Below are 23,711 nucleotides of genomic sequence, written 5' to 3' on the forward strand. Positions count from 1 at the left end.
CTCGGCTCCGAACTCTCAAAGAGCCCCGAATTCTCCGGCGTACGCTCTGCCCGCTCGGACATGTGTGCCGCTAGCATTGCGAATCGTGCCCGACGCCGCTACCGCTGTTCTGACGAAACCCCCCGCCGCCCCGGCGGTGAAACCGAACGATTTCCGGACCGCGCGCCTGATCGCGCTGGTCGCCGGGGTGCTCGGCGCGCTGTTCGCGCTGGCGACGCCGTTCTTGCCGGTCACGCAGACGACCGCGGTGCTGAACTGGCCGCAGGGCGGCACGCTCGGCAACGTGCAGGCGCCGCTGATGTCGCAGGTCCCGATCGACCTGACAGCGACGATTCCGTGCGACACGATCGCCCAGCTGCCCGAGCGGGGCGGCATGTTGCTGGCCACCGCGCCGCCGCAGGGTGACCGCGCCGCGCTGGAGGCCATGTTCGTGCGGGTCTCGGAGAACTCGGTGGACGTGGTGGACCGCAACGCGGTCGTGGTGTCGGCCGACCGCGCGCGGATGGGCGAGTGCACGTCGCTGAGCATCAGCTCGGACGCCGATCGCACCTACGCGGTGTTCAACGGGCTCACCAAGCAGGTCGAGCGGCCGGTCGAGGGTGGGGCGCCCGAGACGGTCACTGCGCCGGTGGAGGGCCAGCTGAGCGGCGACCTGCGGCCGCAGGTGGTGGGCGTGTTCTCCGACCTGAAGGGCGCGGCGCCCGCCGGGCTGGGATTCCACATGACCGTGGACACCCGCTTCTCCTCCAGCCCCACCGCGATCAAGCTGATCGCGATGCTCGCTGCGGTGCTGTGCACGCTGGTGGCGCTGGCGGCGCTGGCCCGGCTGGACACCAGCGACGGGCGCGGGCACCGCCGGTTCCTCCCGGCGAACTGGCTGAAGCCGACCTGGGCGGACGGCGCGGTGGTCGGCACGCTGCTGCTGTGGCATTTCGCTGGCGCGAACACCTCCGACGACGGCTACATCCTCAGCATGGTGCGGGTGGCCCCGCACGCGGGCTACATGGCCAACTACTTCCGCTGGTACGGCGTGCCGGAGGCGCCGTTCGGCTGGTACTACTACGTGATCCAGGTCTTCTCGGAGATCTCCACCGCCAGCCCGTGGGTGCGGCTGCCCGCGCTGGCCTGCGCGATTCTGTGCTGGCTGGTGATCAGCCGCGAGGTCGTGCCGCGGCTGGGCCGGGGCGTGCGCACCAGCAAGGTGGCGCTGTGGACCGGTGGTCTGGTGTTCCTGGCGTTCTGGCTGCCGTTCGACAACGGTCTGCGCTCGGAACCGATCGTCGCGCTCGGTGCGCTGCTGACCTGGGTGTCGATCGAGCGGGCCATCGCGACCGGTCGCCTGCTGCCCGCGGCGGTCGCCGTGCTGGTGGCGGCGTTCACGCTGGCCGCCGCGCCGACGGGTCTGATGTGTGTGGCGGCGCTGCTCGCTGGTATCCGGCCGCTGGTGCGCATCGTGGTGCGCAGGCACCGGCGGTTCGCCGCCGAGGGTGTCGGTCGATGGGGTTCGACGCTGCCGCTGCTCGCGCCGATCGCCGCGGCCGGTGTGCTCGTGCTGACGGTGGTCTACAGCGACCAGACTTTCGCCGGTATCCAGGAGGCCAACCGGGTGCGTCAGGTGACCGGGCCGAACCTGGCCTGGTACGAGGACTATCTGCGCTACTACTACCTGTTCGTGGAGACCGTCGACGGCTCGCTGTCGCGCCGCTTCGCGTTCCTGGTGATGCTGCTGTGCCTGTTCACCACCATGCTGGTGCTGCTGCGGCGCAGGCAGGTGCCTGGCATCGCGAGCGGGCCGACCTGGCGGCTGATGGGCGTGGTCTTCGGAACGATCTTCTTCATGATGTTCAACCCGACCAAGTGGACCCACCACTTCGGCGCGTACGCGGGTATCGCGGGCTCGCTGGCGGCGGTCACCGCGGTCGCGGTCTCGGCGAGCGCGCTGCGGGCACGCAAGAACCGGGCGATCTTCCTGGCCGGCTTGCTGTTCGTGCTCGCGGTCGCCTTCTCCGGCATCAACGGCTACTGGTACGTGTCCAGCTTCGGCGTGCCGTGGTTCGACAAGCGCGTGTCGCTGCACGGGTACCAGTCGAACACGTTGATGCTCATGCTGTTCGGCTTGGCGCTCGCGCTGGTCGCCTGGTACGCGCTGCGAGAGGACTACACCAAGCCGCAGCCGTCGGCGAAGACGGCCCGGGGCAGGCGGATTCGCCGGTTCGCCGCGATCCCGCTGACCGTGGTCGCCGCGGCGATGGTGGCGCTGGAGGTGCTGTCGCTGGTCAAGGGCGCGGTGTCGCAGTACCCGGCGTACTCGCTAGCCCGCTCGAACATCGACGCGCTCGGTGGCAGCACCTGTGGCCTGGCCAACGACGTGCTGGTGGAACCGGACCCGAACGGCGGCAGGCTGGAGCCGATCATCGATCCGGCGCATCCGCCGACCGATCCGCTGGCCGGCGTCGACCCGGTCGGTTTCGACCCGAACGGCGTGCCGAACGATCTGTCCGCCGACAGCGTCGAGGTGAAGCCGGGCACCGGCAACACCTCCACCCAGTCGGTCGGAGCGGCGTTCGCCGAGGGGCAGAGCGCGGGCACCGGCGGCGGTCAGGGCGCGCGCGGCGTCAACGGCAGCACCGTCGCCCTGCCGTTCGGCCTGGACCCGGCGACCACGCCGATCCTCGGCAGCTACCAGACCGGTGTGCAGCAGCCCGCGAGCGTCACCTCGAGCTGGTACCAGCTGTCCGCCCGTTCGGAGGACACGCCGCTGGTCGTGATCTCGGCCGCGGGCCGCATCCTCTCCTTCGACGACACCGGCGCGATGAAGTACGGCCAGTCGCTGACCGTCGACTACGGCAAGCGGCTGCCCGACGGCAGCGTGCAGAAGCTCGGCACCTACCTGCCGCGCGATATCGGTCCGTTCCCGTCCTGGCGCAACCTGCGGGTGCCGCTGGATGAGATCGCGCCCGATGCAGACGCGGTGCGCATCGTCGCCAACGACCCGATCCTGATCGGTGACCAGTGGCTGGCGTTCACCCCGCCGCGGATGCCGAAGTTGCAGTCGCTGGGCAGCCTGCTCGGTTCGCAGCAGCCGATCCTGCTGGACTGGGCGGTGGGCCTGCAATTCCCGTGCCAGCGGCCGTTCGACCACCAGAACGGCGTGGCGGAGGTGCCCGGGTACCGCATCCTCCCGGACCGTCCGCTGGCCATCAGCTCCACCAACACCTGGCAGGCCGAGGAGTTCGGCGGTCCGCTCGGGTTCTCGCAGATGCTGGCGAAGTCGGTGACAGTGCCCAGCTACCTGAAGAACGACTGGGCGCGTGACTGGGGTTCGCTGGAGCGCTACGACCAGTACGACCGCAACGCGGTCCCGGCCAAGCTGGACACCGGTACGGCGACCAGGTCGGGCCTGTGGTCGCCGGGCCAGCTGCGGGTGTTCTGACCGCTGACGAACACAGGGTCGCCGCGCAGGCAACAATCCTGCGCGGCGACCCTGCCGTATCCGGCGGTGACGACAGAGATTCGGACGTGCCGATCCCCATCGACGTCGCTTCAGCGAGCTGACTACGGGTGGGAAACCCGCTGCCAGACACAGGGCCGCCGCGCAGACGATTCTGCGCGGCGGCCCTGCCGTTTTGTTTCCGGTGCGATGCCGGGCGCTCAGACCTTCAGGCGAAGACCGAGCTCGCGCCGGAGCACCTCTTGCGAGGGGAGGCGGTTGAGCACACGCAGCACCGCAGGCCGCAGCTCCCGTTGTTCCTCTTCGCTGAGCAGTCCGACAAGATCGCGCAGATCCATATCATCGAATGCCGTTGTCATGAATCTCAGATTAAGGCCAATGGCTCGATTCGTCCTGCGATGCATCGCCACAGGTGGGAGCACGTTTTTCAGACCGTACAACCGGTTTTGTCCACGCTGCTGTCATAGCGCGCCCGCGCGGCGAGCACGTCATCCATCCGCGCCTCCGCCCAGGCTTTGACGGCGCTCATCACCGGCTGGAGGCTCTGGCCGAGCGGGGTGAGTTCGTAGTCCACGCGGACCGGGACCTCGGCGGTGACCCGCCGCTCCACCAAGCCGTCGCGTTCCAGGCCGCGCAGGGTCTGGGTGAGCATCTTCGGGCTCACGCCTGCGATGACCCGATTCAGCTCGGCGTAGCGCCGCGGGCCGTCGGCGAGCGCGGCCAGCACCAGGCTGACCCATTTGTCGCTGATCCGGTCCAGCAACTGCCGGGTGGGGCACTCGGCCACGTACGCGTCGTAGTGCTGTTTGGCCAGGTCGCGGCGCTGCGCCGCAGTCATCGTCGCCATCGAAGTACCTCGACACCCCTAACGCACTCTCAGGTAACTACTACCCAGCAGATAGTAGCTCCTCATAGGTTGGACCGGCATTCAAGAGGAAAGGAACGTCATGCGTGCAGTAGTAGTCCGTCATCCGGGTCCGGACGGCGCGGTGGAGATCGTGGAGGTGCCTGTCCCGCAGCCGGGTCCGGGCACGGTCCGCATCGCGGTCGCCGCGGCGGCGGTCAACCCGGTGGATCTGATGGTGCGGGCGGGTGTCGGCGGCACGCCGTTCGCCGCGCCCCGTGACCAGTGGGGCGTAGGTTGGGATGTCGCGGGCACCGTGGACGCGGTCGGCGCGGGCGTCACGGGATTCACGGTGGGGCAGGCGGTGATCGGTATCAGTGACCGGCTCGACGTGTCGCTCGGCGCGCAGGCGGACTACGTGGTGCTGGAGGCCGGAAATATCGCCCCCGCACCGGTTTCCGTGCCGCCGGTGCAGGCGGCCACCATTCCGCTCAACGGCCTCACCGCGACACAGGCGCTCGCCGCGCTGGAGTTGGCGTCCACCGACACGCTGCTGGTCACCGGCGCGGCCGGTGGGGTCGGTGGTTTCGCCGTCGAACTCGCTGCCGCACAGGGCGTCCGGGTGATCGCCTCCGCCTCACCCGCCGACGAGGAAACGGTCCGCGCGCTCGGCGCCACGGATTTCGTTCCCCGCCAGGCATCGCTCCCCGATGCCGTCCGGGCCCTGATCCCGGGTGGCGTCGACGCCGCGCTGGACGCGGCCACACTCGGCCCCGCGGCACTCGCCGCGGTCCGGGGCGGCGGCCGGTTCGTCTCGGTGAGCGTCCCGGCCACGCCGATTCCATTGCGTGGCATCGACGTGCGAACGGTCCTGGTCCGAGCCGACCGCAACCAACTCGACGACCTCGTCACCCGAGTCGACGCAGGCCGACTCACCCTCCGCGTAGCCGAAACCTTCCCCCTCACCTCCGTCACCGCCGCCCACGAACGCCTGGCCGCAGGCGGCCTGACCGGCCGCCTGGTCCTCCTCCCCTAACCACTCGACGAGTGGCACATGGCTGCGGAGAACTCCGAGATGACCTCTCCACCATGTGCCACTCGCGGACGAGGTTGGGGTTAGCGGATGCGGATGGGGTCGTCGGTGGAGAGGCCGGTGCGGGTTTGGGGGGTGGTGGTGATGGTGGCTGGGTGGGCTTGGGGGTCGTAGGGGGTGAACTTCTCGAGGGAACCCCAGTCGCGGGACCAGTCGCGGTCGAGGTAGCTGGGGACGGTTTGCGACTTCAGCAGCAGGCCGGTCCAGCCGAGGGGGCCGCCGCCGATATCGTCCTGCCAGGCGTTGGAGGCGTCGGAGCCGACGCGGTCGGGCAGGATGCGCCAGTTCGGGATCTCGGCGACGCCGTCCTTGTGGTCGAACGGCCGCTGGCACGGGAAGGCCAGGCCGACGTGCCAGTCCAGCAGCACCGGATCCTGCGACCCGACCACCGAATTGAGCGTGGCCAGTTTGGGCAGCCGGGGTGGGGTGACGGCCAGCCACTGCTTGGGCGTGATGTCGTTGTCGACCGCGACCAATCGCACGGCGTTCACGTCGGCGGGCAGTCGGTCCAGCGGCACGCGCAAGTTGCGCCAGGACGGCGCGGGTCCGATGTCGAGCGGGTCGATGGAACCGAGTGTGCGCACGTCGCCGTTCTGGTCGCGGACGCCGTATTCCAGATGCAGCTCCTGACCGTAGGTGAGCACGCCATCGGCGTCGATCGACCGGATGCGCCCGGCCGCGGTGATCGCGAGCACCTGGTAGGCGGGGTCGTTGCGCATGCTGTCGGTCAGGTCGAGCCGGTACCACTGCGTGATCAGCTTCGCCTGCTGCTGTTCGCCCTCCTGGTAGCTGCCCAGCACCGGGGTCTTGGCCGGGTCGAGGCCGAACGGCAGCGCGACGGTGCTGCCGTTGAGCCCCGCCTGCTCGGTAGTGCCGCCACCCGTGCCCGCGCCGGTGGTCTTCGTGGTCTTGTTCTCGGAGTCTTTCTCCACCGAGTTCGCCCCGCCGCTGACCGTCTCCTCGGCGTCGGCGGTGAGGTCGCGGGCGACACCGTTCGGCGTGAAACCTTTGTTCTGCGCGGCCAAACCGTCCGCGGGTGCGCCGGTATAGGGCTGCAACAGCGAGTCGGCGGTGTCGGTCTCCACCAAGACGTCGTTGGCCAACGCGCACGAATCGCCTTGCACCGTCTCCACGTTCGATTTGGTGATCGAGTACGCGGGATACTGGGTGGCCGCGGCCTTGGCCAGCGAGGCGACCTCGAAGATCACCAGCAGGGCGGCGGCGATGGTCAGCGGAGCCGAGGCCCACCGGTCGAAACGCCGTGGCGCCGCGGTGCTCTCCCGCCGATACGGCTCGCGATAGTGCTGCCAGATGGCGACCAGCAACGCGACGCCGCTGAGCCCAAGGAACAGGGTGGACAGCCCCTTGCCCGCGATCAACGGCGCCTTGTCCCACCACGGGACGCCGTAGCTGGAGACGTACCACCACCCGTTCGGACCGGTGAAGGTCACCGCGAGCAGGAACAGCACCGCGGCGGCGAACAGCGAGCGATTGCGCGGCGAGCGAATGCCCGTGGTGCCCACCGCGACCGCCGCCAGCGCCGCCAGCGACCCGGCCAGCCCGGCGTACACGCCGAAGTGATGTGTCCACTTGGTCGGGGTGAACATCATCAGGAACAGTGACGCGAACACGATGCCGAGAATGCGCACCGACGGGCCGCGCGATGTCCCCGGGATCCGTCCCTTGCGCAGGACCTGCAAGACGCACACCAGCAGGCACAGCAGCATCACCAGCACGCCGAAGCGCCGCGCCAGCGAGCCGTCCGGTGAGAGCATCAACAGCGAGTCCCAGCGGGTGCGCTCGTCGAACCACGCCACGTTCGGGCCCACGATCGTGCGCACCCTGGTGGCCTCCAGCACCGTCGCCAGCGTCTGGTCGGCGAAGATCACCACCAGCACCAGCGTGCCCGCGGCCAGGCCCGGCGCGAGCAGCGCCGCGAATCGGAACACCGTGCCCGCCCGGGACGGCTTGCGCACGTCCACGGGGGCGTTCACCGCGGCCGCGGCGTCCGCCGAACCGGCGGCGGCCGCATCCGCGTCCGGTCCGGTCCGCGTCGGGACGGCCCCGCGCGCACGCTTGATCAGGATCAGCAGCACCGGACGCGAGCCCGCGATCAGCGCCGCGATGCAGATGAGGCCGGTCGGGCCGGCCGCGAGCGAGAACGCGGCGATCAGGACGGCCACCGCGGCGGGCAGCAAGCGGCCGGTCGCGATGGCGCGTTCGATCGAGCACCAGGTGAGCAGCGCGCCCGCCGCGATCAGCGGCTCGGGACGCAGGCCGTTGTCGTAGGGCAGCCAGAACGCGAGGAACACCAAGCCCGCGGTCCACAGCGCCACCTTGTTGCGCCGTACCCGGGCGCCGAGCCGCGGCAGCACTTCCCGGCTGATCACCAGCCAGCAGATGATTCCGGCCGCCAAGGTGGGCAGGCGCATCCACAGGCTGGCGTCGGAGATCCGGGCCATCCACGCCAGCACCTCGTAGGACCAGCCGAACGGCGCTTCGGGCACCGCGAACCATCGGTAGTAGTTCGCCATGTAGCCCGCGTGCTCGGACGCGCGCGCCATGTTCAGGATGTAGCCGTCGTCGGAGGTGTTGGCCCCGATGACGTGCCACAGCGCCAGCGTGCCCAGCACCGCGCCGTCCGCGGGCGTGACCCGCCACCAGTGCGCGGGCAGGAACCGTCGCGGCCTGCGGCCGTCGCTGGTGTCCAGCAGATGCAGTGCGATCAGGGCGATCAGTGTGAACACGGCGGCGGCGATCATCGCGGCCAGCTTGAGCGGCGTCGGCGTGGAGGAGAATCGCGAGTCGATGTCCGCGTGCACCCGCGCGCCGTCGAGGCGACCGGCGTCCAGATCGGTGAACACGCCCACCAGTTGGGGCCGGATGTCACGGCCGACCGTGGCCCGGAAAGGCGTGCCGTCCTGCCTGGATACACCGGTGAGTTCCGCGGTGGTGGCGGCAGCGGTGGACTCGATGGTGAGCGCCGCGCACGACCCGACCTCCGACAGCGGCGCCGACAGCAGCGGGATGTCCCGCAGCACCACCGAGAGCACGCCGTCGGCCACCGAGACCACCAAGCCCTTGGTCGCGGCCTGGCCGGACGCCACCGGAACGGTGGACAGCACGGTGCCCGCCGCGACCGATCCGGTGAGTGAGCAGGGCAGCGTCGCGTCGAACCGCAGGGGCTCGTAGGACACCAACGGCGCCGCGACGCTCGTGGCGCCGGACTCCGGCCAGTCCAGGCTCGCCCGATCCTGCCGTACCGGCAGCAGCGGGGTCAGCACCGCCAAGAGGAAGCCGAGGAGCCCTGCGACGAGGGCGATCAATCGGTTACGGGTGAACGCTCGTGAAGCTCGGTCCGGTCGCACGGTGGTTGATGCTAGCTACCGCTCGGTGTGACCCGGACTACCGCAGCATGTGAACGTCCCACAGCCAGACGTCCTCGACCCGGGTCGGTGCGAATCCGAACAGCTGGGTGACGGTTTCCCGCAGCACGTCGCCGTGCTCGGTCGGCGGAAGCACGACGACGTCGGCATGCCAGAACCGCAGGTCGGTCAGCGCGCGGGCGCGGGTGTCCGCATCGATCCGCGGCACCACGCCGGTGTCGCGCGCCTGCACCAGCAGCGCGGTGGTGGGGCGGGTCTCCGGGCCGTAGATCCCTTTCTTGGTTGTGCCGGTCGGGCCGACGAAGTAGCCGCCCGCCAGCGGGAAGGCGAAATCGGCTTCGGCCTGCCAGCGCAGCGCCCGCGCGTCCGGCGGTCGCGGAGGCGGCACAACGACCACCGAGCCAGTTCCGACGTAGCGCCGGACCGTGCGGTCGGCGAAGAAATCCGGTGTCGGCGCCCGCTCGATCACCGGGAGGATGGTGGGCGTCAGCGGCAGCAGGGCGCAGATGACCGCGGTGAACCAGGCCAGCGGTTTCCAGTCCGCCTCAGATTGCCGCCAGCTGGTCACCGCGCGCTCGGTGGCCAGCGCGAGCACCGCCGCGATGGCCGGGATCGCGGCCATGCTCAGCCTGCTCTCCAGCACCGTGTTCAGCAGCGGTACGTGTTCGGCCCATCGCCACGGCAGATCGATGCCGGTGGGCTGCTTGCCGATGGTGACCACCCCGCCCAGCGACAGCACGCCGAAGACCGCGATCACCATGCTGGCCGCCCGCACCACCCGGTCACGCCACAGCAGCACCACCGTGACGACGACCAAGAGCAGCAGCGGCCACCCGAAGTACGCGTTCTGCTCAGTGGGATTGATCGCCACGTTCTTGCCGGGAGCGAAGACGCCGCCGAGCGATTCGGACGGGAACTGCACCAGCGCCTCGAGGTCGTTGCCCATCGGACCGTGGTCGATCGAGCGGTAGCTCTGCGGGCCGAAGAACTGCCACCAGAGCGGAATCTCGGTGAGCGCCAGTGTGATCACCGCGGCCAGGGCGAGCGTGGGTGCGATCCCGCGCACCACGCGCAGCCCTGCGCGCGGTGTGCGCAGGTGATAGACCACGGCGAACAGGCCGAAGGCGAGGGCGAAGATCAGCAGCGGTTCTTCGCCGAGCGCGATTTGCAGCGCGACCAGCAGTCCCAGCGCCAGTGCGTTCCGAATCCGTTCGTACGGCCGATCCGGTCCGATTCCCTCCGCCTGCCGCGCCATCCGGATCACTCGTCCCGCGATGACCGGAAGCAGCGGCAGGACGACGAAATTCGGGTGCGCGTTCGCGTGCGAGATCATCCCGGGGGCGAAGCCGCAGAACAGGCCGCCGATCACCGCCGCGACCCGCGCGTCGACGAGTTCACGGCCGAACAGCCGATACCAGGCGAACGCCGTCCCGGCCAGGCCGATGGTGAGCACCAGCACGAACGTGACGGTGGGCCCGAAGAGCAGGGTGACCGGTGTGAGCGGCACGCCGACGCCGAACATGGCCGTGTTGGCCATCATGTTCACCCCGGCGGGGAAGTTCTGCAGATCGGTGCCGAGCGGGTTGTGCAGATGGGCTACCGCGTGCGCGGTGACCGCGAAGAACCATTCCCACATCGTCTGGTCCTGACCGCTTTTGATCAGGTACCCGCTGTCGGTGTTGCGCCACTGACTCGATAGCACGGTGGCCGCGAGCGCCAGATAGCCGACCGCGACGAGCAGGTCGGCGCCGCCGAACCGGATGCGACCATCGCGGACGGACCGGGGGAGCAGGCGCGGGCGCGCGGGTCCGGTGAGCATCCGTTCTGCTGTGACGACCGCGACCGCCGAGTCCGCCAGTTCGGCGGTTTCGACGTCCTGTGCCTGTTTCACCCGCACATCTCTCCTCACCAGCGCTGAAGCAGCCGCCCGCCGTAACCGACCACGCCGCGCGTGGACTCACAAACGGAGGGGTTATCCACTGCGCGGCGGGTTCAACCTCCGCGCGTCGGCCGGGCGCGTGGCGTGGAACCGGTCAGCGGCGGACGGTGACGAGGGTGAACGGGCCGATATCGGTCGTGGTGAAGCGCGGGTCGGCGAACAGCTCCTTGGGGAAGCTCACCGTGTAGCGCGCCACGTTCGGGTCGTTCGGGTAGACGTCCTTCGCCAGCCGCAGCGTGTAAGCGTCGCCACTGCGCCGGAACAGGAAGGCGTCCGGCGCGCGCCACGGACTCGTCGCCAGTGCGTCGTGCAGCTCCTGCGGCGTCTTCAGCTTGCTCCACCGCTCGATCGTCGTGGCGCGGCCAGCGAAATCGGCGAGCGGGTTGGCGTAGTGCGAGGTGAGTGCTTGGAAGCCGAAGTAGGGGTAGAAGGACAGGAAGCTGGTGTCGGCCGTGAGCACCACGGTGTCCGAGCGCGGGCGTCCGGTCTGCGCGGTGAGGGCCGCGTCCACGTCACGGTAGAACGAGACGGCCGAAGGCGCCCGCTGGTCGGCGCGGCGTCCGTCGCCGTCGGTGTCGGTGTAGGCGGTGGTGATCTCCGCCGCGAGGACGTGCGGGATGTCCTGGGTGAACGCCAGCGCACCGACCGTCGCGACGACGATCACCACGAGCCGGAACCGGGCGGGCTCGTTCAAGGCCTGGTAGATCGCCCGCGCGCCCTCCACGAACCCGAACGCGCCCGCGACCGCGAGCAGCACCAGCAAGACCGGCTCCAGCCGGAACGACAGCAGCGTGGTGCCCGCCGCCGTGGCCGCCATGGACAGCAGCGTCCACAGATAGATCGCGGCCACCCCGATCCCCAATGCCTGCGCCCGCCGCGACGACGCTGCGCGCAGCACCAGCCACACCGTGCCGATCAGGCAGAGTGCCCCCAGCAGGGAGAAGTCGAACATCGGCAGCGGCAGCTGCGAACCCCCTTCCGGCAGGTAGTGCAGCGCGGTGCCGGAACTCGCGGTCGTGGTGCGCAGCGCCTTCGCGAGATACGGCGCCCACACGACGAGCGCGACCACTCCGGCGATCACCCCGATCACCACCAGACGCACCAGCGGCGGCACCGCCGCGCGCCAGGAACGACCGGCGCCGCTCGCGGCGCTGGCACGGCGTGGACGGTCGGCGGCACGCTGTTCCCGCGCCGCGAGCACGGCCGCCAGCAGGCCCATCAGGCCGACCGCGAAAGCGGCCACAAGGAAGTAGAGGGTGTAGAAGGTGGCCGCCCAGCCGAGAAACAGCCCGGTCCCGATGACCGCGCCCCAGCCACCAGCAGTGCGCTGCTCGGCATCCCCCGGCGTCGTGCCCGACCGGACGTCCTCCAGCGGCCGGTACAGCGCGCCCCAGGCCAGCACGAGCGCGGGCGGAAGCAGCAGCACGATGACGGCGCTGTAGGCCTCCGGCGCGGCGTAGGCCACCGTGACCGCGGTGCTCGCCGCCGCGACGCCCGCGGCCCAGTCCGCACGGATCAGCTTCGACCACAGCACCAGCGCGACGACCGCGGCCACCGCGAGGAAGCCGATCGCGTACGGCTTGAAGATCTCCCAGCCGTCCATCCCGAGCAGATTCGCCACCCGTCCACCGATCCAGAACCAGCCAGCGGGGTAGAACGACGGCAGATCCGCGTACGTCATGTCGCGCAGTGCGGCGGAGTCGGTGAGCCGGGTGAGGAACTCGGTGCGGAACTCCTGATCCACCGAGACGCCGAACAGATACAGCTCGGTCGCCGCCAATGGCATGCCCAGCGTGACCGTGACGAACGACGAGATCCCCACCCAGGAAAGCAGTTTCGCGACCCAGGGCCATTTGCGCAGCCGCAGCAGCGCGATCGCGACCGCGAGCAGGACCGCCGCGCCGACCTGCCCGACCGTGGTCAGCGCCCGCGTGACGTTCGAGGAGTTGAAGGCGGGCCACTGCACCATGGAGAACGCCAGCAGCCCGACGGCGGCCACCACGATCGCCACGACCGCCGCGAGCGTGGCCTCCGCGAGCCCGGAGGCGATCTGTCGCACCAGCAGCGCTGTCCGTCCCGGCACCGGGGCGGGATCAGTGGGGCGCGACGGCGCCTGGCCCGTCGCGGTGACCGTGCTCAACGGACCGCTCCGCGCTCGTCGCACTCGATTACTCGCATGGCGCCTCCGGATTCACTCGGGTCGACTCCGTCAGACGATAGGTGCCCGCGTGATCGAGGATCACGCGGGCACTGAGTCCGAGCCCGATCGGCGGATCAGATGGGCAGTCGGCGGAAGATCGAACGCGGGATGTGCCGCAGGATCATCATCACGTAGCGGAAGGTGCCCGGCGCCCAGACCAGTTCCTTGCCCTTCTGCGAGGCCGAGACCGCCAGCAGCGCGACGTCTTCCTTGTCGACGGTGAGCGGGGCCTCTTTGACGTGCGAGGAGAACTTGGTCCGCACCATGCCGGGCCGGATCACCAGCACGCGCGGGCCGTGCGGGCGCAGCGCCTCGCCGAGTCCGAGGTAGAAACCGTCCAGACCCGCCTTGGTCGACCCGTAGACGAAGTTCGAGCGCCGTACCCGTTCACCGGCGACGGAGGACATGGCGATGATCCGCCCGAAGCCCTGCGCCTTCATCTTCTCGCCGACCAGCACGCCGACCGAGACCGCCGCGGTGTAGTTGATCTGGGCGACCTGGACGGCCTTGCGCTGGTTCTGCCACAGCTGTTCGGGGTCGCCGTCGAGGGCGAAGGCGACGATGGCGACGTCCACGTCGCCCCCATCCCACGCGGCGTCGATCACCTTCGGGTGACTGTCGGTGTCCAGCGCGTCGAAGTCGATGACATCGACCTGGCTCGCGCCCGCGGCCTTCAGCTGGGCGACCGCGTCCTCGCGCAGCGGATCGCCGGGCAGCGCCGCGAGGATGATGCGCGCGGGGCCTTTCTTCAGGTACTCCGCGCAGATTGCCAAGCCGATCTCCGAGGTGCCACCCAGCAGCAGAATCGACTGCGGGTTGCCAACGGCATTGATCACTGCAGCTCCAGCCTTCTCGCCATGTCGGACATGAAAACGCCTGTGGGATCGACGCTGCGGCGGACCTTGATCCACTCGTCGATCCGGGGATACATCTGGTGGAACGTCTCCGCGGTGGTCCGCGAGTCCTTCGCGGTGTACAACCGCCCACCGAACTCGAGCACCCGCCGGTCCAGCTCGCTGACCAGATCGTTGAGGCCCCGCTTGATCGGGAAGTCGACGCAGATGTTCCAGCCCGGCATCGGGAAGCTCAGCGGAGCCTGGTTGCCCGGGCCGAACAGCTTGAATACGTTCAGCGCCGAGTAGTGCCCGGATGCCTGGATATCGATGATGATCCGCTTGAACTCCTCGACCGCCTCGGTCGGCACCACGAACTGGTACTGCAGGAAGCCGTTGGAGCCGTAGCCGCGGTTCCACTCCGCGATCATGTCCAGCGGGTGGTAGAACTGCGTCAGGTTCTGCACCTTGCCGGTGTAGTTGCCGCCCATCCGGTAGTACGCCTCGCCGATGGACATCAGCGTGAGCTTGTTCATCGTCCAGTTCGGGAAGATGTCCGGGACGGTCATCAGCTGCGGTGCGTCGAACTTCAGCGGCTTGCTGCGCAGTCGCTTCGGCAGCTCGTCCAGCTTCGCCAGCCTGCCGCGGGTGATGGTGGCCCTGCCCAGCTTGGGCAGCGGGCTGATCACGTCGAACCAGGCGCTCGAGTAGGTGTAGTTCGCCTCGCTGCCGTCGCTGTGCGCGGCGATGGTCTCGTCGAGCGTCGTGGTCTTCACGCCGTCGTTGATGAAGTAGGCGGTCTCCGTCGGCGCCATCTCGATGGTCGCGCGCAGGATGATGCCGGTGAGGCCGTTGCCGCCGACGGTCGCCCAGAACAGTTTGGCGTTGCGCTTCGGCGTGATGTGCTGCACCTGCCCGTCGGCGGTGAGCAGATCGATCGAGCGCACGTGGTTGCCGAAGCTGCCCTCGCTGTGGTGGTTCTTGCCGTGGATATCGGAGGCGATCGCGCCGCCGATGGTCACCTGGCGGGTGCCGGGGAGCACGGGTACCCAGAGGCCGAACGGCAGCGCGGCCTTCATGAGCTGGTCCAGGCTGACGCCGCCGTCCACGTCCACCAGCCGGGTGTCGCGGTCGATCCGGTGGATGTGGTTCAGGGCGGTCATGTCGACGACCAGGCCGCCGGCGTTCTGCGCGTGGTCGCCGTAGGAGCGGCCGAGGCCGCGGGCGATCACACCGCGCCGCAGGTGGGCGGGCTTGCCGTCGTTGTCCTCGGCGACCATGGCGACTGCCTTGGCGATCAGTTCGGGATCGCTGGTCGAGAGCACTTCGGAGGAGGTGGGTGCGGTGCGACCCCACCCGGTCAACGTGCGGGTGCGCGTCGGAAGAGTGAACGCGTTCCCCGCGGCCGGGCCGTCGTTCGTGACGCCGGCGCCGTTGTCGTTCCCGGTTGTCGTGGTGGCGGTCGGAGCTTTCGTGGACATCGGCATAGAGGCTACAGGTATGACGCCGGATCCGGTCGGGCTCGCTGTACCCACGGGTAGTGACGTACACGTCGGCCCGGTCGGCGCTACGCTCGTCGGCGTGCAAGCCGAACCCCACCTGCCGCTTCCGGTCGAGCTGCCGCTGGTCGACGAGCCGGGCGGCACCGATGTCGACCTCAAGACGCAGATCGTCCGGTTCACCCTCACCGGCGGGTTCTCGGCCGTGGTCGACTACGGGCTCTACAGCCTGTTGCTGAACCTGGTCGGCCTACCGGTCAGCGTCGCCAAGTCGATCGGCTTCGTGGCGGGCACCACGACCGCCTACCTGATCAATCGCCGCTGGACCTTCCAGGCCCCGCCCAGCCGCGCCCGCTTCCTGGCGGTCGTCGTGCTCTACGCGGTCACCTTCGCGGTGCAGGTCGGCATCAACGCGGTGCTCTACCACGCCTTCGACGCGGTGTGGTGGCGCCAGCCGCTGGCCTTCGTGGTCGCCCAGGGCACCGCGACGGTGATCAACTTCGTCGTCCAGCGCCTGGTCATCTTCAAGATCGGGACGGATCGATCGGACGCGTCCAGCGGGCGCGGGACCGGGGCCGAAGCGACGGTCAGCGGCTGAGCCGGGACGCGGTCGGCCGCACGGCTCTGCGCTTTGGCGCCGAAGTAGTCCCCGCCCTTGGCGCGCATGTTGTCGGTGCCCCATTCGCGGTGTTCCCGTGCGGCGGGGACCAGGTGCGGGATGTGCTTGCGGCAGTGGATGTATGCCTCTTCGACGTGCACCACCACCCAGTGCTGCGCGACGCGGCCCTGGTGGTTGGCGGGTAGGTCGGGCACGGCGGCGCGCAGCGCGGGGTCGGCGACGATGCGCGCCGAGCCGTTGATGTGCAGTCCGATGAGATCCCGCACGAAATCGATCAGCAGAATGCCGACGTGCGGGTTCTCCAGGATGTTGCCGAGACTGGCCATCACGCCGTTGCCGCGGTATTCCGGGTAGGCGATCGTGTGTTCGTCGATGACGTGGAGAAAACCGGGCGGTCCGGCACGAAAACTCGCGTCGCATTCGCCGTGTTCGTCCGCTGTGGCGATGAAGGCCATCTCCATGCGGCCGATGAATTCGATCATCGCGGCATTGAGCCGGTCCAACATCTGATCGTCGTAGAAGCGCTGGGCACGGTCCTGGGTGCCGTACCTTTCCTGCAGTTCGCGCTCGCCGACACTGCCGTTGTGTGTACCTCGCATCGCCGCCCCTCTGATCGTCGGAATCAGGATCCACGAGGCTCGACGTTGAACCGCGGTCGCACCGGAAATCCCGTCCATTTTAGATGAATACCGCACGGCAAAACTTCGAAATCAACGTTGAGAATGCACTGAATCGACCCGTGGCGCAAGGGTTTCCAAAAATTAGCTACAAAGCCGACCGTCCGGAATCTTACGGCGCGATCCTTTTCCGTCCGCTGCGCAGATCTGGGATCTCCTGTGTACCGCGACACGCAACACATCGGCCACACTCCGCTTTTGGAGCGCAGCGAGACCGCGCAATGTCCGTTCGCGGCCCGGCTCGCGTCCCAGTGGCCGACCCGCAAGCGACGAAGTCGCAAGCGGCGGTCGCTCGGACGCGAGCCGCACACCGCGAACACCCAGCGCCGCAGGCGCTGCGAATCACACACAGCTCAAGGTGACCGGGACCCCGTTGAAGACGGCGTTGCCAGACGGTACGTCGACCACCGAATCATCGGTCAGCACATTGGCGTTGACCCCGGCGTGTGCGCGGGCCACGGTTTGCGTCGCGCTGTCGGCGTGGCCCCAGCCGTGCGGCAGACTCACCACCCCGGGCATGATGGCGTCGGTCGGCTCCAGCGGAACCGTCAGGGTCCCGGCGGCGGACTTCACCACGGCGTGGTCGCCGAGTCCGAGCCGCGCCACGTCGGCGGGATTGATATGCAGTGTGCAGCGATTCGATCCGCTGACCAGGGGTGCGATGTTGTGCATCCAGCTGTTGTTGGACCGCAGTTGCCGTCGCCCGATCAGCACGATCTCCGGTGCCGCGTCGTCGAGCCTTTCCCGCATCCGCGCCACATCGTCGAGCAGCGGCCGCGGCGCCAGATCGACCTGCTTGGAGGCCGTCCGCAACACGCCGGGCAGCCGCGGCCGCAGCGGGCCGAGGTCGATGCCGTGCGGGTTGTCCAGCAGTACTTGCAGGTTGAGCGTGCCGCCGTTCCATTCCCCGTACGGACCGAGTCGCAGCATCAGGTCGATGCGCTGTTCGGTGCTGTTCTCGCCGATCAGCTCGCCGCGCCGGTCCGCGAGCCCGGCCTTGTGCAGCAGACCCGCGATGACCAGTTCGTCCACGGCGGTGAGCGGGTCGACGCCGTCCGATCCGTCGTGCGGTCGGCCGGTCAGCGCCGCGGCAAGGCGGGCCAGGACGGCGGGCTCCGAAGGCCGGTCGCCCAACGGCACCAGCGGACGCGAGTAGCGGGCGTAGTTGCGCACCGCGAACTGCAGCAACGCGAAGTCGTAGTGCGGCGATTGCGTCGGCCGCGGCGGCGGCAGGATCACGTCGGCGTGCCTGGTGGTTTCGTTCACATACCGATCCACGCTGACCATGAAGTCCAGCTGAGCGAACGCGGCGTCCAGGCGGGCGCCGCTCGGCGCGGACAGCACCGGGTTCCCGGCGACCGTCACCAACGCGCGGATCTGTCCCTCGCCCGGCGTGGTGATCTCGTCGGCGAGCGTCGCGACGGGCAATTCGCCCATGGTCTCGGGCAGTTCGCGCACCCGGCTGGTCCACCGCCCGGTGCGGAACGGCCTGGTGCGGGGGATGCCGCCCGCGGCAGCCATGGCGAACATCGCACCGCCGGGAGAGTCCAGATTGCCGGTCAGCGTGTTGACCGCGTCGACCAGCCACTGTGTGATCGTGCCGAACTCGGCGGTGCAGGTACCGATCCGGGCGTAGACCGCCGCGGTCGGCGCCGCGGCGAGCTCGCGGGCGAGGCGCACGATCGTCGACGCGGGCACCCCCGTGCGGGCCGCCACCGTTTCCGGGTCGAATGCCGCCGCGGCGGCGCGCAATTCGTCCAGTCCGGTGACCTCGACGCGGACGTCGGTCAGCTGCTCGGCGAACAGTGTGTGCACGATGCCGAACAGCAGGTACGCATCGCTGCCAGGACGAATGAACAGATGCTCGTCGGCCAGTTTCGCGGTGCGCGTCACCCGGGGATCGACCACGACGAAGCGGCCGCCCCTGCGCCGCAACGCTTTCAGCCTGCCGGGGAAGTCCGGTGCGGTGCACAGCGAGCCATTGGATTCCAGCGGGTTCGCCCCCAGCATCAGCAGATAGTCGGTGCGGTCCAGGTCGGGTACCGGCACGGTCAGCGGGTCGCCGAACATCAGCCCACTGGCCACCTGCTTGGGCATCTGGTCGGCCGTGCTCGCGGAGTAGATGTTCCTGGTGCTCAACGCGCGCAGCAGCATCGGTACGTACAGCGCTCCCGCGACGGTGTGCGCGTTGGGGTTGCCCAAGTAGGCCGCCGCCGACTGGTTTCCGTGCTCGGCCACGATGGCGGGAAACCGCTCCGCGATGTAATCGAAGGCTTCGTCCCAGGACGCGGTGCGCCAGGAATTGTCGGCGCGATCGCGGATCAGCGGTTCGGTCACCCGGTCCGGGTCCTCGTCGAGATGGCCGAAGCTGGCCCCCTTCGGGCAGAGGAAACCCTTGCTGAAGGGATCTTTCCGGTCGCCGCGGACCGCGGTGACGTGGTCGTCGGCGTCGAGGGTGAGTTCCAGTCCGCAGACCGCTTCGCAGAGCGGGCAGGTCCGCAGCAGGGTGCGCGATTGCGTGATCGGGGCCATACCCCATCTTGGCGTCCGGCGGTGGAACTGAAAAGAGAACGCTCGATATCCGCAACGCCGAACGACCGGCACCCGGCGGCGCTCTGGGGTGGGGAGCCAGAGCGCCGAGACGGATACCGGTCGCAAACAGGCCGGTCAGCGCGGTCCCGGCCCGCGATCAGCAGGTCTCGGACGCGTTCTTCAGCAGGCGATGGTCAGCTTCGCGCGGCGCGAGGCGCGCGCGGCGCGGACGGCGGCGGCGATCGCGACGACCGGCGGCACCCAGCGGGCCTCGGCGGGCGCGATACCCCAGCAGGCCGAACCGGCCGAGAGCTGGGTGGGCGGCAGCGGGATGCCCGCGCCGTCGCTGTACACGGTGGCACCGGCCTCGCGCAGCGCCTGCAGCGCCATCGCGGCCTTGCGGACACCGGTGACCAGGTGGATCTCGCGACGCTCCGCGCCGGGGATCTCGATCACCGGACCGGACAGGTTGTTGGCGCGCAGGAAGCGGCGGACCTCACCGGCCAGTTCGCCGGTGACCTCGATGCCGGACAGGTCGTCGTCGGTGATCAGGCTCAGACCGTTGGCCGTTTCGGCGACCGTCCACCCGCGCTGGTTGTAGTCCTGCGCAGCGGCGGTCATCTCGGCCGCCGAGACGGAAGTCGGAAACGTGGTGCGCACTGTCTTCTCCATTCCCCGGTAGATCTCTGGGTCCTGCGTTCATGGGTCGTATCGCCAGGGGCCGCCGGGAGCGTTACGCGATCTTCGGAACAAATTTCCGGAGTGTCGCCTAGGTCTCATTTTCGAGAGGATCGACCGTGTCCCGCCGAACGTCCCACGGTGGCTCGCAGTCGTTGCTACGCAGCCACTTTCGGCCGCCGACCTGAACACTCGGTGGGTCGAGGCTGTGAAACTGCTGGGGATGCTGTGATTGATGTTGCATGCGCGAAAACTTCCCGATCGCCCGTGTTCCGGGGCTGGATCGCGCCGCCGCGAACGAGGAGGATGCTCGGCATGAGCGTCAGGCCCGGAGGGGATGAATCGAACGACACCGGAGTGCCTGCCGGCGGCGGGCACGCGGAGGAATTCGAGGTCGAGTCGCGGTGGGTCGCGCGGAAGGTCTCCCGCGACGAGCCCGACGAGGAGCTCGCCGAGCCGTTCGGCAGCCCGCGGGCGTTCATGCGGTGGAGCGAGGCCGCCGCGCGCGCCCTGCTCGACGTGCAGTTCCATCGCCCGGCCACGCGCACGCTCCTGCCGCTCGCCTACGTCCTCGGGCTGGTGTTCGCTTGCGCCGTGCCGATCGCGCTGACCGTCTCGATGTGGCGGGTGTCGGCGGTGTTCGGCGTGCTCAGCGCGCTGCTCGCGGTTCCGCTCGGCCTGACCATCGCGGCCGCCGTGCGCCTGATGCTCGAATTCCTGGTGAACGCCTCGCGTCTGGCGACCAGGGTGGAGCACATCAGCGAGCTGGCCGACGATCTGTTCCAAGCGCTGGCCGATGTGGCGGAGCCGGTCAACCAGCTCTCCGAAGACGTTCGTGCGGTGCAGTTCTGGCGTTTCCGCAAGCGCACCGCGCGCAGGTAGGCGGCGCGAAACACAGTGCGCTGCGGCCGTTTGGCGTCGAAGTGACACCGACCTGGCTGAGACACGCACAGTGACCGGTGTAAGTTGCGCTGTGAACAATGCTGTTCGGATACCCCGGAATATCCACCGAGGGTTCCGAGAGGGTGGGCCGCGCAGCCGACCGGACGTGATCGGTCGCAGCGCGGTCGGTGTACGGATAGAAGGGGGGCAATATGGGCTTATCGCAGGGGACCACCGGTTCGACCATGCCGCGGCGGCAGCTCGGCCGCCAGCTACGCGATCTGCGCAACCGGGCCGGGATGACCACGCGGGTGGCCGCGCAGCAGCTGGAGTGGTCGGAGGCGAAGATCTGGCGGATCGAGACCGGGCAGACCTCGCTGCGCGGTCTCGACGTCGAGGCGATGTGCAAGATCTACGGCGCGCCACCGGAACTGCTCGAACCGTTGACGGCGTTGGCGCGCGACACCAAGGCCAGGGGGTGGTGGACCGCCTACGGCGACGTCATCCCGGAGGGGTTCGAGGTCTATATCGGGCTGGAGGAGGCGGCCGCCCGGCTGTCCACCTATGAGAACGAACTCGTGCCGGGTCTGTTGCAGACCGAGGGCTACACCCGCGCGGTGCTCACGGCGGCGCATCCGGAGCTGTCCGCCGACGCGGTGGACCGCCGGGTGCGGCTGCGTCAGGCCAGGCAGGCGCTGGTCACCCGCGCCGACGCGCCGCTGCGTTTGGATGCGCTGATCAACGAGGCGGTGCTGCGGCGGCGCATCGGCGGCCCGGCGGTGACCGCCGAGCAGCTCGACCACCTGCGCCGCATGTGTGATCTGCCGAACGTCCGAATCCGCCTGGTGCCCATGGATTCCGGGTATCACGAAGGGATGAGCGCGGGCCGGTTCGTGCTGCTGGAGTTCCCCGAGTTCGGTTCCGGCGAGCTACCCGAACCGCCCGTGGTGTACGTGGAGGCGTTCACCGGATCGATCTACCTGGACAAACAGCATGAGATCACGCGCTACCGCGCGGCTTTCGCGAGTATCGATGCGGTGACGGTCGACGCGCGCGCGGGCATCGAGGACCTGCGAGCGGCGCTCGGGTAGCGCCGCGGGTCAGCACTTCGGCGGGCCCGGCAACTCCCACGTGTCGTTCAGGACGGCCCGATGGGTGGGCAGTGCCTGCTCGTGGACCTCGCGGCCCTTGTCGGTCAGGCAGACGAACACGGCGCGGCGGTCTTCGGCGCACATGGTGCGCCGTACCAGGCCGTCGCGCTCCAGCCGGGCCACCGCGCGCGACAGCGCACTCTGGCTCAGATAGATGTCGCCCGCCAGATCGCTCATGCGGTAGTCGCCGCAGTTGGCGTCGACCAGCCGGTCCAAGGTCTCGAATTCGCTGAGTCCGATGCGATGCCGGCTCTGGAGCGCTTTCTCCAGCGCGCAACTCACCGCCGCGTGCCGGTCGAGCAGCGCGCGCCACTCGTCGACCAGCCCGGCTGGCGCGTCGGTGCGCCGGGCCGTGTGCACCGTGGACGGCTTCGACATGGCCCCATCCTAGTGACTCGCGCCATCCTATGCAACCGCATTAAATGTGTTGGCATTTAATGCATGCGCATGTAATGTCCTCCGCATGACTTCACCAGCAACGCTCTCGGCCGCCCCGGCGACCGATCCGACCAGATGGTCCACCCGGCTTTGGGGCATGCTGATCACGCTGTGCATCGTGCTGTTCCTCGACGGTCTCGACGTTTCGATGATCGGGGTCGCGCTGCCGTCCATCGGCGCGGAACTCGATCTGTCCACCTCCACCCTGCAGTGGCTGGTCAGCGGCTACGTGCTCGGTTACGGCGGTCTGCTGCTGCTGGGCGGACGCACCGCCGACCTGTTCGGGCGGCGGAAGGTCTTCCTGATCGCGCTCGCCGTCTTCGCGATCGCCTCGCTGGCCGGTGGTCTGGTCACTTCCGGCCCGCTGCTGATCCTCACCCGGTTCGTCAAAGGCCTCGCCGCCGCGTTCACCGCGCCCACCGGCCTTTCCATCATCACCACGAACTTCGCCGAGGGACCGGCCAGGAACAAGGCGCTGTCCATCTACACCGTGTTCGGCGCGGGCGGTTACTCGTCGGGTCTGCTGTTCGGCGGTCTGATGACCGGCGTCGGCTGGCGCTGGACCTTCCTGCTTCCGGTGCCGATCGCGCTGGCCGCGCTGGCCGCCGCCTACGTGCTGGTTCCGAAGGACAAGCCCGCCGAAGAAGGCGGCCACGACCTGTTCGGCGCGCTGCTGTCCACCGCCGCGATGCTGCTGCTGGTCTACACCGTCGTCTCCGCGCCGGAAGCGGGCTGGGCTTCGCTGCGCACCATCGGCTCGTTCGTCGCGGTCGCGGTGCTCTTCGCCGGATTCCTCGCGACCGAGCGGCGGGTGCGCTACCCGCTGGTGCGCCTGGGCATCCTGCGCAAGTCCTCCCTGGTGCGGGCGAGCCTCGCGATCATCGCGGTGGCCGGCTCCTACTTCAGCTGGCAGTTCATCGTGACCCTGTACCTGCAGGACACCCTGGGCTGGTCGCCGCTGAAGCTGGCGATGGCGCTGCTGCCGGTGGGTCTGCTGGTCGTGCTGTCGGCGTTCTTCTCCGACAAGCTGGTCGACCGGTTCGGCACCGGACCCGTGATCGCGATCACCATGGTCGTGATGGCCGTCGGCTACCTGCTGTTCCTGCGGCTGGACACCACGCCGTCGTACCTGACCATGCTGCTGCCCGCGGTGCTGCTCATCGGCATCGGCTGGGTCGGCTTCCCGGCCATCAACATCCAGGCCACCAACGGCATCGATGACGACGAGCAGGGTCTGGCGGCGGGCGTGTTGCAGACCGCCATGCAGGTCGGCGCGGCCATCGTGCTCGCGGTGACCACGGCGATCATCTCCTCCGGCGCGCACGCGGACATCTCGGCGGCGGGGATGCTCGACACCTACCGGCCCGGCCTGGAGTTCGTCGCGGGCGTGTCCATCGTCGGCGCGCTCGTCGCCCTGCTGGCCTTCGTGCCGAAGTATCGGGGGCAGCGGCAGGCGGCCGAGGCGAAGGAGCTGGAGCTCGTCGCCTGA

Annotated in this window: 16 protein-coding genes and 1 pseudogene; 6 read left to right on the forward strand and 11 right to left on the reverse strand. The window is 69.1% G+C overall.

Annotation, left to right across the window (positions count from 1 at the left end; translation table 11 throughout):
* Nucleotides 1-85: 85 nt before the first annotated feature.
* Nucleotides 86-3,433, forward strand: coding sequence for an arabinosyltransferase domain-containing protein (locus ON34_RS00550; protein ID WP_085996989.1), 3,348 nt, complete (start codon nt 86-88; stop codon nt 3,431-3,433).
* 218 nt (nt 3,434-3,651) lie between these two features.
* Here the strand turns inward: ON34_RS00550 and ON34_RS36705 are convergent, their stop codons facing one another.
* Nucleotides 3,652-3,810 carry a hypothetical protein gene (locus ON34_RS36705; RefSeq protein WP_169333839.1) on the reverse strand — a complete coding sequence of 53 codons (159 nt, stop codon included), beginning with the start codon at nt 3,808-3,810 and terminating at the stop codon, nt 3,652-3,654.
* A 68-nt stretch (nt 3,811-3,878) separates the two neighbouring features.
* Entirely contained in the window at nt 3,879-4,298 is a 420-nt protein-coding gene (locus ON34_RS00555; protein WP_040772712.1) for a winged helix-turn-helix transcriptional regulator, read from the reverse strand.
* Between the two features lie 100 nt (nt 4,299-4,398).
* Between ON34_RS00555 and ON34_RS00560 the strand changes: the two genes are divergently transcribed.
* A complete protein-coding gene (locus tag ON34_RS00560) occupies nt 4,399-5,331 on the forward strand; it encodes an NADP-dependent oxidoreductase (protein ID WP_040772714.1) in 933 nt (310 codons plus the stop codon).
* Between the two features lie 80 nt (nt 5,332-5,411).
* Here the strand turns inward: ON34_RS00560 and ON34_RS00565 are convergent, their stop codons facing one another.
* The 5 genes from ON34_RS00565 to dprE1 all read right to left on the reverse strand — a co-directional run bounded on the left by ON34_RS00565 (nt 5,412) and on the right by dprE1 (nt 15,233).
* Nucleotides 5,412-8,756: an arabinosyltransferase domain-containing protein gene (locus tag ON34_RS00565; protein WP_040772716.1), complete on the reverse strand. Its 3,345-nt coding sequence runs from the start codon at nt 8,754-8,756 to the stop codon at nt 5,412-5,414.
* Between the two features lie 37 nt (nt 8,757-8,793).
* On the reverse strand, nt 8,794-10,665 hold the full coding sequence (locus tag ON34_RS00570; protein ID WP_245547824.1) for a DUF6541 family protein: 1,872 nt from the start codon (nt 10,663-10,665) through the stop codon (nt 8,794-8,796).
* Between the two features lie 142 nt (nt 10,666-10,807).
* Entirely contained in the window at nt 10,808-12,772 is a 1,965-nt protein-coding gene (locus ON34_RS00575; protein ID WP_051022015.1) for an arabinofuranosyltransferase, read from the reverse strand.
* Between the two features lie 215 nt (nt 12,773-12,987).
* A complete protein-coding gene (gene dprE2, locus ON34_RS00580) occupies nt 12,988-13,749 on the reverse strand; it encodes a decaprenylphospho-beta-D-erythro-pentofuranosid-2-ulose 2-reductase (RefSeq protein ID WP_040772718.1) in 762 nt (253 codons plus the stop codon).
* Complete coding sequence (gene dprE1 / locus ON34_RS00585; RefSeq protein ID WP_245547825.1) at nt 13,746-15,233, reverse strand: decaprenylphosphoryl-beta-D-ribose oxidase; 1,488 nt, start codon at nt 15,231-15,233, stop codon at nt 13,746-13,748. Before dprE1 ends, dprE2 begins: the two co-directional genes overlap by 4 nt.
* A gap of 94 nt (nt 15,234-15,327) precedes the next feature.
* Between dprE1 and ON34_RS37105 the strand changes: the two genes are divergently transcribed.
* Nucleotides 15,328-15,843, forward strand: a complete 516-nt coding sequence (locus ON34_RS37105) for a GtrA family protein (protein ID WP_245547826.1) — start codon at nt 15,328-15,330, stop codon at nt 15,841-15,843.
* 20 nt (nt 15,844-15,863) lie between these two features.
* Here ON34_RS37105 and ON34_RS00595 read toward each other — a convergent pair.
* The 3 genes and pseudogenes from ON34_RS00595 to ON34_RS00605 all read right to left on the reverse strand — a co-directional run.
* Nucleotides 15,864-16,463 (reverse strand): annotated as a pseudogene (locus ON34_RS00595) (pyridoxamine 5'-phosphate oxidase family protein); the annotation flags it as partial.
* A gap of 420 nt (nt 16,464-16,883) precedes the next feature.
* Nucleotides 16,884-19,073 carry a molybdopterin-dependent oxidoreductase gene (locus ON34_RS00600; protein ID WP_040772723.1) on the reverse strand — a complete coding sequence of 730 codons (2,190 nt, stop codon included), beginning with the start codon at nt 19,071-19,073 and terminating at the stop codon, nt 16,884-16,886.
* Between the two features lie 180 nt (nt 19,074-19,253).
* Entirely contained in the window at nt 19,254-19,733 is a 480-nt protein-coding gene (locus ON34_RS00605) for a hypothetical protein (RefSeq protein WP_040772936.1), read from the reverse strand.
* Nucleotides 19,734-20,066: 333 nt separating this feature from the next.
* Here ON34_RS00605 and ON34_RS00610 point away from each other — a divergent pair, with 333 nt between their 5' ends.
* Both ON34_RS00610 and ON34_RS00615 read left to right on the forward strand, forming a co-directional pair.
* Nucleotides 20,067-20,633, forward strand: coding sequence for a DUF4282 domain-containing protein (locus ON34_RS00610; RefSeq protein ID WP_040772937.1), 567 nt, complete (start codon nt 20,067-20,069; stop codon nt 20,631-20,633).
* Nucleotides 20,634-20,845: 212 nt separating this feature from the next.
* Nucleotides 20,846-21,724 (forward strand): helix-turn-helix domain-containing protein, encoded by an 879-nt coding sequence (locus ON34_RS00615; RefSeq protein WP_040772724.1) that lies wholly within the window; start codon nt 20,846-20,848, stop codon nt 21,722-21,724.
* A gap of 9 nt (nt 21,725-21,733) precedes the next feature.
* Here ON34_RS00615 and ON34_RS00620 read toward each other — a convergent pair whose 3' ends face one another.
* A complete protein-coding gene (locus tag ON34_RS00620) occupies nt 21,734-22,162 on the reverse strand; it encodes a MarR family winged helix-turn-helix transcriptional regulator (RefSeq protein WP_040772725.1) in 429 nt (142 codons plus the stop codon).
* A gap of 85 nt (nt 22,163-22,247) precedes the next feature.
* Here ON34_RS00620 and ON34_RS00625 point away from each other — a divergent pair, with 85 nt between their 5' ends.
* Nucleotides 22,248-23,711 carry an MFS transporter gene (locus ON34_RS00625; protein WP_040772727.1) on the forward strand — a complete coding sequence of 488 codons (1,464 nt, stop codon included), beginning with the start codon at nt 22,248-22,250 and terminating at the stop codon, nt 23,709-23,711.

Origin of the sequence: Nocardia pneumoniae NBRC 100136 (assembly GCF_000308755.1) — a bacterium.
Lineage (GTDB): Bacteria > Actinomycetota > Actinomycetes > Mycobacteriales > Mycobacteriaceae > Nocardia > Nocardia pneumoniae.

Bases quoted from the DNA above. Each gene is read 5' to 3' on its own strand.
- dprE1 (WP_245547825.1), bottom strand. From the start codon at position 15,233: ATGCCGATGTCCACGAAAGCTCCGACCGCCACCACGACAACCGGGAAC.
- ON34_RS00555 (WP_040772712.1), bottom strand. From the start codon at position 4,298: ATGGCGACGATGACTGCGGCGCAGCGCCGCGACCTGGCCAAACAGCAC.
- ON34_RS00625 (WP_040772727.1), top strand. From the start codon at position 22,248: ATGACTTCACCAGCAACGCTCTCGGCCGCCCCGGCGACCGATCCGACC.
- ON34_RS36705 (WP_169333839.1), bottom strand. From the start codon at position 3,810: ATGACAACGGCATTCGATGATATGGATCTGCGCGATCTTGTCGGACTG.
- ON34_RS00620 (WP_040772725.1), bottom strand. From the start codon at position 22,162: ATGTCGAAGCCGTCCACGGTGCACACGGCCCGGCGCACCGACGCGCCA.
- ON34_RS00560 (WP_040772714.1), top strand. From the start codon at position 4,399: ATGCGTGCAGTAGTAGTCCGTCATCCGGGTCCGGACGGCGCGGTGGAG.
- ON34_RS00600 (WP_040772723.1), bottom strand. From the start codon at position 19,073: ATGGCCCCGATCACGCAATCGCGCACCCTGCTGCGGACCTGCCCGCTC.
- ON34_RS00610 (WP_040772937.1), top strand. From the start codon at position 20,067: ATGAGCGTCAGGCCCGGAGGGGATGAATCGAACGACACCGGAGTGCCT.
- ON34_RS00615 (WP_040772724.1), top strand. From the start codon at position 20,846: ATGGGCTTATCGCAGGGGACCACCGGTTCGACCATGCCGCGGCGGCAG.